Origin of the sequence: Thiococcus pfennigii (assembly GCF_016583835.1) — a bacterium.
GTDB classification, from domain to species: domain Bacteria; phylum Pseudomonadota; class Gammaproteobacteria; order Chromatiales; family Chromatiaceae; genus Thiococcus; species Thiococcus pfennigii.
On sequence record NZ_NRRW01000045.1, the window covers coordinates 21,783 to 27,988 of the forward strand.

At 63.4% G+C, this 6,206-nt stretch carries 8 protein-coding genes; all 8 read right to left on the reverse strand.

The window, feature by feature from the left end:
* Positions 1–209: 209 nt before the first annotated feature.
* Positions 210–410 (reverse strand): FitA-like ribbon-helix-helix domain-containing protein, encoded by a 201-nt coding sequence (locus tag CKO41_RS19170; protein ID WP_420826479.1) that lies wholly within the window; start codon positions 408–410, stop codon positions 210–212.
* A 179-nt stretch (positions 411–589) separates the two neighbouring features.
* Positions 590–865, reverse strand: coding sequence for a hypothetical protein (locus CKO41_RS13520; protein ID WP_420826480.1), 276 nt, complete (start codon positions 863–865; stop codon positions 590–592).
* Positions 866–873: 8 nt separating this feature from the next.
* Complete coding sequence (locus tag CKO41_RS13525) at positions 874–2,187, reverse strand: restriction endonuclease subunit S (RefSeq protein WP_200382685.1); 1,314 nt, start codon at positions 2,185–2,187, stop codon at positions 874–876.
* On the reverse strand, positions 2,184–2,333 hold the full coding sequence (locus CKO41_RS13530; RefSeq protein ID WP_200382687.1) for a hypothetical protein: 150 nt from the start codon (positions 2,331–2,333) through the stop codon (positions 2,184–2,186). The genes CKO41_RS13525 and CKO41_RS13530 overlap by 4 nt, the downstream gene beginning before the upstream one ends.
* Before the next feature lie 113 nt (positions 2,334–2,446).
* On the reverse strand, positions 2,447–2,677 hold the full coding sequence (locus tag CKO41_RS13535) for a type II toxin-antitoxin system VapB family antitoxin (RefSeq protein WP_200382689.1): 231 nt from the start codon (positions 2,675–2,677) through the stop codon (positions 2,447–2,449).
* Between the two features lie 76 nt (positions 2,678–2,753).
* Positions 2,754–3,083, reverse strand: a complete 330-nt coding sequence (locus tag CKO41_RS13540; RefSeq protein ID WP_200248682.1) for a type II toxin-antitoxin system HicB family antitoxin — start codon at positions 3,081–3,083, stop codon at positions 2,754–2,756.
* A gap of 526 nt (positions 3,084–3,609) precedes the next feature.
* Positions 3,610–5,787: a type I restriction-modification system subunit M gene (locus CKO41_RS13545; protein WP_200382690.1), complete on the reverse strand. Its 2,178-nt coding sequence runs from the start codon at positions 5,785–5,787 to the stop codon at positions 3,610–3,612.
* A 67-nt stretch (positions 5,788–5,854) separates the two neighbouring features.
* The coding region (locus tag CKO41_RS19175; RefSeq protein ID WP_420826481.1) for a type II toxin-antitoxin system antitoxin at positions 5,855–6,206 on the reverse strand (352 nt) is incomplete at its 5' end.

The following is a 6,206-nucleotide window of genomic DNA, read 5'->3' on the forward strand; positions in this document are numbered from 1 at the left end:
CTTCGACGATCCGGCCATCGCGCCAGACGAGCAAGACGCCGGTAGTGGCTCGGGCCCGTTGACGCGCGCGCTCGGCGGCACGTCGCATGGCCGTCAAAGCGGCTTGGAAATCGTCTTCTCGCTCGGAAGTCTCATTGCGCATCATCACCCCGAAAACACCAGGTCTACCGGCACCGCCAGCGTCCGCTGCCGCGCCTCGTCCATCGCGGTCAGATCCGCGTCCGACAAGGCGACCTCACGGCCAAGGGCGGACAGCGCATCCCCCAGCCGTTGCGGGCCGGGAGCCTTGACCGCCTCTCGGCCAGTATGGCGCAGACCTCCCCCTCGGTGCTGCGGCCATGCTCGGCGGCGCACAGCCGCAGTGCCCGGTGCACATGGTCCGGCAGATTGCGGACCATCAGGGTCGCCATGCCGGCTGCCTCTCGATTGCTGTCATTGACGGCAAATCTAGTCGAAGAGCCGCGCCGAAACAACAGCTTGCGCTGAATTACCAGTTTGCCCTCTCGTTGTCATGCTCAAGCCTCGGAATACCCGTTGGACGCTCAAGCGTCCCGAGCCTCGTAGGATGCGGTGACGATTAGGAACCGCATCAATCGCGAACGATGCGGTTCGCAAGCTCACCGCATCCTACGGCCCTCAGGCCACCGGCCGCCAACCGATCGATTTCCTCGAGCATCAATCGCCCGGCGCGATAGGCGGCGGCTTCCGGCTTGAACGGACTCAAACCCGCAGCGATCAGGTCGGCGTTCACGAACTCAGGGCAATCGGCTTCGACAGGCAGGAATTCGCGCGCGAAGGTGGTCTTACCGGTGCCATTGGATCCGGCGATGATCAGGACGCGAGGTTGGTTGCGTGCGATGGCCATGGGCGCAGTCAGCGCAGTTCCGCGATCTGGCCGGTGACGGCGGCGGTGATCAGCGCGGCGCGATATTCCGAAAGCATATCGATCGAGCTACGGATCTGCTTCGCGGCCGCATCGGTCGCAGCGGCTCGCTCGAAGACGAAGGATGCTATTTCCCTCTGTTCTTCAATCGGTGCTACACAGATTTCAAGACCCGCTGCGATCCCCTGATAGATCGTCTTATGGGTTGAGCCGCTTGTGCTCTCCTCAAACTTTTGCCTCATACTCCTGAACAAGAGGAGAAGATACTCGGAAGTCAGCTTGGGGCCGCATACCCAGTTCCAGAAGTCCTGCGTGGTAGCCATCGGCTGCGGCATGATCCCAGAAAAGCCAATCGAGGCAGTGCGAGAGAAAACCACTGTTCCGGCCGGGAGCAGTTCCGCTGCCGAGTTGGCGAGACCCATTTCACTAATCTTTTCGGCTGTCTCTTCCAGATACCAGCGGGTCCCATCCCGCAATTGCCAAACGTCAGCGAGCGTGAACCACGGGATGGTGCATTCGTCCCAATAGTCTGGTTTGGAGCGCGAAGGGGTGTGTCCTGTTTTCATCTGAGCGAAGCGACGTATGTTGCCCTTTTCCCAATGCGCCGGGATGTCGCCAAGCCAGTCGATGCCGGAGGGTTTCAGGGGGGCGTCGGGATTGAGGCCCTTGGTGACGGCGCGGGTGATGAGGGCCTGGCGCTTCTCGGCCAGCCGGTCCAGCAGCGCACGCTTCTTCTCGATCAGCGCGTCGATCCGCGCCGTCTTCTCATCCAGAAACCGCGCAATCCGCCGTTGCGTGTCGAGCGGGGGCAGCGGCGGCATCCAATCCTTTATGAAGCTCTCATCGATTCGCTTCTGCCCCCCAGCTCCGTACATCTCCGACTCGCCAAGCTTTCTAAAATCATCTGCGATCGACACATAGAACAGGAAGCGCCGGTCTATGCTCGGCCCTGCCCGGACAACGTGCAGCTCGGTCGTCCCGAAGGCGACCCCGTTGGTGAGCCCCTCGGCGAGGGCACCCTTTCCATTTTCGAAGCAGGGCGTGATCTTCGCGATACATAGGTCGCCGTCCGCGAAGTATGTGTAGCCGTTGTAGACCTCCTGCAGTTCTCGCACCTCCTCTAGCTTGAGACCTCCGTACTCGCCGACAGCGTCCATCGGGACGAACGAGACGAGTTCGCCAGGTTCCATGTCCAGGGAAGACTTCTTGGGGTTCAGATGCACATCGAATCGAAGACGGCGGCGCGTCCAACTTTTCGGCAAATTGCCATACGCGGGAAAGGCCTTCTCTGCGACTGTCGTCACGCCGCCAAACCCCTCAGCAGCCGCATAGTCTCCCCCTCGAGCCGGGCGATGTCCGCCTCGATCTCATCGAGCGGGCGCGGCGGCTTGTAGACGTAGAAATGCCGGTTGATCGGGATCTCGTAGCCGGCCCGGTTTTTCCCGCTCATGTTGGCCAGACGCTTTTGCGTCGCCAGGATCTGACTTGACGCTGGAGCGTCCGGACTTGCACCCACGCTGGAGCGCGGGCGCCAGATGCAACTACAACGTGGCTTCAACATTGCTAGGCGGCCGTCGGCGCCAGGGCCTTGGTTTCCCGGTCCACCTGCTCCGGCGCAAGCTTCCCGATCGCCAGGAGATCGTTCGATAGGCTTTGGCGCTCTCGGTCCCGGCGCGCGCGCTCGAGACGCTCACGCAGTGCGACAATCACCGCTGTCGTCTTGGATTCGCCGGTCAGGCGGGTCAGTTTGGCAACCAGCGCATCGGCCTCAGGACTCTTGATATTCAGCGACACAGCGATTTCCCATTTGCAGAGACTTGTTCCTTCTTTCTACCGTCTGGACCAGGCTCACTCGAGCCGCGCCGCGGAGTTAAGGCTTCGCAAGCTGGTCGCTCACGATCCGGTTCAGGCTGACATTCGCCTCGGCGGCACGAATGGCGAGTCGTCGATGTAGTTCCGGAGTGATCCGCACCTGGAATCGTCCCGAGTACTCGCGGTCGGCGATGGGTACGGGCGGCGTTTCACCCGTCGCTTGCATCTCTACAACGACATCGGCAACCAAGCCGGTGATACCTTCCAGAGCGCCGGCCTGACTTTCGTCCAGATGTGACAGGCTCGGGAATTCGGCGCACAGACCGACGAACTCACCGTCCTCGGCAGACCAGATGACGCGATAGGTGTAGTGCTTTGGATCAACCATTCTCGAGCCTATCGATTGCGGCGAGGACCTGCTTAACCTGGTACGCCTTCGCCTGTCCGCCGCGATCTTGGATGTTGACCCTGGGGTCGCCCGGCGTGCGTGTCTTGAAGACAAGATGGCTGCCGAACTGACACGGGGTGCCAAAGTAGGGCTCGCACAGCTTGCGGAGATCCGCGAACCGCAGATTCGCGGGGTTTGCTTGCGCTTCCTGTCGGATCTTATCAAGGCGACCCATTGGGGCAGTGTAGTTGCGCTATTGATACTAAACAATCAGGCTGTAGAGAGGATGAGGCCCGTAGGTCGGGTTAGCCCCCCGCGGGGGCGTAACCCGACGGCCGACACCGTGGCGCCCTCCGAGGCCCCTGTCGGGTTACGGCGCGTGCCATCCTTTGTCTTACCCGGACCGCCGTGCCAGCGCGCCTAACCCGACCTACGGGCCGTGCCATCGGCGCAGGCGACGCCGGCGGATCAGAACGGATCCGTCGTGCGAGCGCGAGGTTTCTCGCTCGCCCACCCCACAGCCCACTCATGCGACGAGCCCCTTCAGCAGCCCGGCGATCTCCCCTTCGAGCCGGGCGATGTCCGCCTCGATCTCATCGAGCGGGCGCGGCGGCTTGTAGACGTAGAAATGCCGGTTGATCGGGATCTCGTAGCCGACCTTGGTCTTGTCGTAGTCCACCCAGGCATCCGGCACATGGGGCAGCACCTCGCGCGCGATGTAGGCGTCGATCTCATCGCGAAAGGCCGCGATCAGCCGGTCGTTGGGTTTGTCCGGGCCGAAGTCCATGGGCAGGGGCAGCGCGGTGCCGGGCGGGAGCGGGATGTTCTCGGTGTCGCGCAGCTCGCTGTCGGGCTCTGGGCGCCCCTTGCCGTCGCGGCAGATCTCGGCGTCCGGGTCGCGCTCGCCGAGGGCGGCCAAGATGGCCTTCTTGAGCGGGGCCGGGAGCTTGAGGCCGGCGCGCTTCACGGCCCGTGTCAGGTCGGCATCGAAGGCGGCGCGGTCCCTGTAGCGGCCGTTGCCTTCGAGGGTCGCGAGCAGGTCGCGGATGGCGTCCTGTTGCTTGCGGCCTGCCGCCTCCTCGCGCTCGACCTGGGCCTGGTCCTTGCGCTTCTTCGAGACGGCGAGATTGGCGAAGGCGGTCTGCTCGTCGAGCCTGGCGATGCGCTCCGGGGTCGCCTCGAAGTGCATGCGCAAGGGGCGCTCGACCGTGACCTTGAGGAAGCCGAATTCCCGGTTCTCGAAGATGCGCGAGATGACGCGAGTCTCGGTCTGCCCATTGATCTGGACCTCCGCGGTCTCGCCGTCCCGGTAGTTGCCGTAGACGCGGGTGAGGAAGCGGATCTGCTCCTCGCTGATCTCGTTGCGCTTGTTGTTGAGGCTCTTCTTCATCTTCTGGAAGAACCGGGTGCCGTCGATGAGCTGCACCTTGCCGCGCCGCTCGGGCGGCTTGCGGTTCGTGACCAGCCAGACGTAGGTGAAGATGCCGGTGTTGTAGAAGAGCTGGTCCGGCAGGGCGACGATGGCGTCGAGCCAGTCGTTCTCGATGATCCAGCGGCGGATGTTGGAGGGGCCGGAGCCGGCGTCGCCGGAGAAGAGCGGCGAGCCGTTGAAGACGATGGCGATCTTGGAGCCCGGTTGATCCTCGTCTCCGTCGGCATGGGGGTGCATCTTGGCGATCATGTGCTGGAGGAACAGCAGCGAGCCGTCGTTGATGGCCGGCAGGCCGGCGCCGAAGCGGCCCGCCAGCCCCAGGGTCTTGTGCTCGTTCTCGACCTGGGTCTTCTGGTCCTTCCACTCGACGCCGAAGGGCGGGTTGGCGAGCATGTAGTGGAAGCGTTTGCCCTGGAATCCATCGCGGGTCCTGCCGTCGCCCAGGGTATCGCCGAGCACGATGCTGCTGGTGTCCTCGTCCTTGATGAGCATGTCCGAGCAGCAGATGGCCCAGGACTCGTCGTTGTACTCCTGGCCGTGCAGGGCGAGTTGGGCGCGCGCGTTCTGGGAGAGGATCAGCTTCTCGGATTCGGAGAGCATGCCGCCGGTGCCGCAGGCGGGATCGTAGATGGTGCGGTAGATGCCGGGTTTGTAGACGTCCTGCTCGCCGGTGTAGATGAGGTTCGCCATCAGGCGGATGACCTCGCGCGGGGTGAAGTGATCGCCGGCCTCCTCGTTGGCCTGCTCGTTGAAGCGCATCACCAGATGCTCGAACAGGTAGCCCATCTGGAGGTTGTCGATGCGGTCGGGATGGAGATCGACGGAGGCCAGGCCCTTGACGAGGGTGAAGAGCCGGTTGCTGGCGTCCAGCTTCTCGATCTGATCGGCGAACTTGAAGCGCTCGAAGATGCTCCGGGCGGTCGGCGAGAAGCCGTTGATGTAGGCGACCAGATTCGGCGCGATGTTCTCCGCGTCGCCGAGCAGGCGCTCGAAGGTGTAGGGGCTCGTGTTGTAGAGCGGATGCTTGCGGTTCGGATCGGCGGCCTTGCCGAGCAGGCGATCCATGGCCGCCTCGGGCATCTGCTGGGCCTCCAGCTTCTCCCGCTGCCTCAGCACGGCATCCTTGGTCGGCTCCAGGACGCAGTCGAGCCGGCGCAGGACGACCATGGGAAGCATCACCAGGCGGTACTGAGGCGGCCGATACGGACCCCGGAGCCGGTTCGCGATCTCCCAGATCTTCCCTTTCAGCTCTTCGTGCGTCTGTGCATTCAACGGCGGTTGTCCTTGTTTCTGACTTCGGCCACGGTCGGCGCCATGCGGTCTTCGTTCTGATGCTTGCTCACTGCTCTCCCGCCCCGGTCTTCGATGTTGGCGGTTCGATGGGGATGCCATGACGCCCGCAGTGGTCCCGGATCAGCACCTCGACCATGTTGGCGATGGAGCGGTGCTCCTGCTGGGCGGCGGTGCGCAGCGCCTCCTTCAGCGCGGGGTCGATGCGGAAGGTCAGCGTAGCGGTCTTGGTACTGGGCATGGCGGCCCTCGGCGTCGCGCTGCGAATGTACTGTAGTGCCTGGAAGAAAACCCCGTTGAATTCAAAAAAACCGCTGGCCTCATGCCGCCCCGGCGGCGGCTTTTCATTCGGATCGAGGCCGTCAGCGAGGAATACGGGGGGGCGATGTGAATTGCTTTCA

Coding starts and splice junctions, on each gene's coding strand:
- CKO41_RS13540 (WP_200248682.1), bottom strand. CDS start 3,083: ATGGTTGATCCAAAGCACTACACCTATCGCGTCATCTGGTCTGCCGAG.
- CKO41_RS13520 (WP_420826480.1), bottom strand. CDS start 865: ATGGCCATCGCACGCAACCAACCTCGCGTCCTGATCATCGCCGGATCC.
- CKO41_RS19170 (WP_420826479.1), bottom strand. CDS start 410: ATGGCGACCCTGATGGTCCGCAATCTGCCGGACCATGTGCACCGGGCA.
- CKO41_RS13530 (WP_200382687.1), bottom strand. CDS start 2,333: ATGAGCGGGAAAAACCGGGCCGGCTACGAGATCCCGATCAACCGGCAT.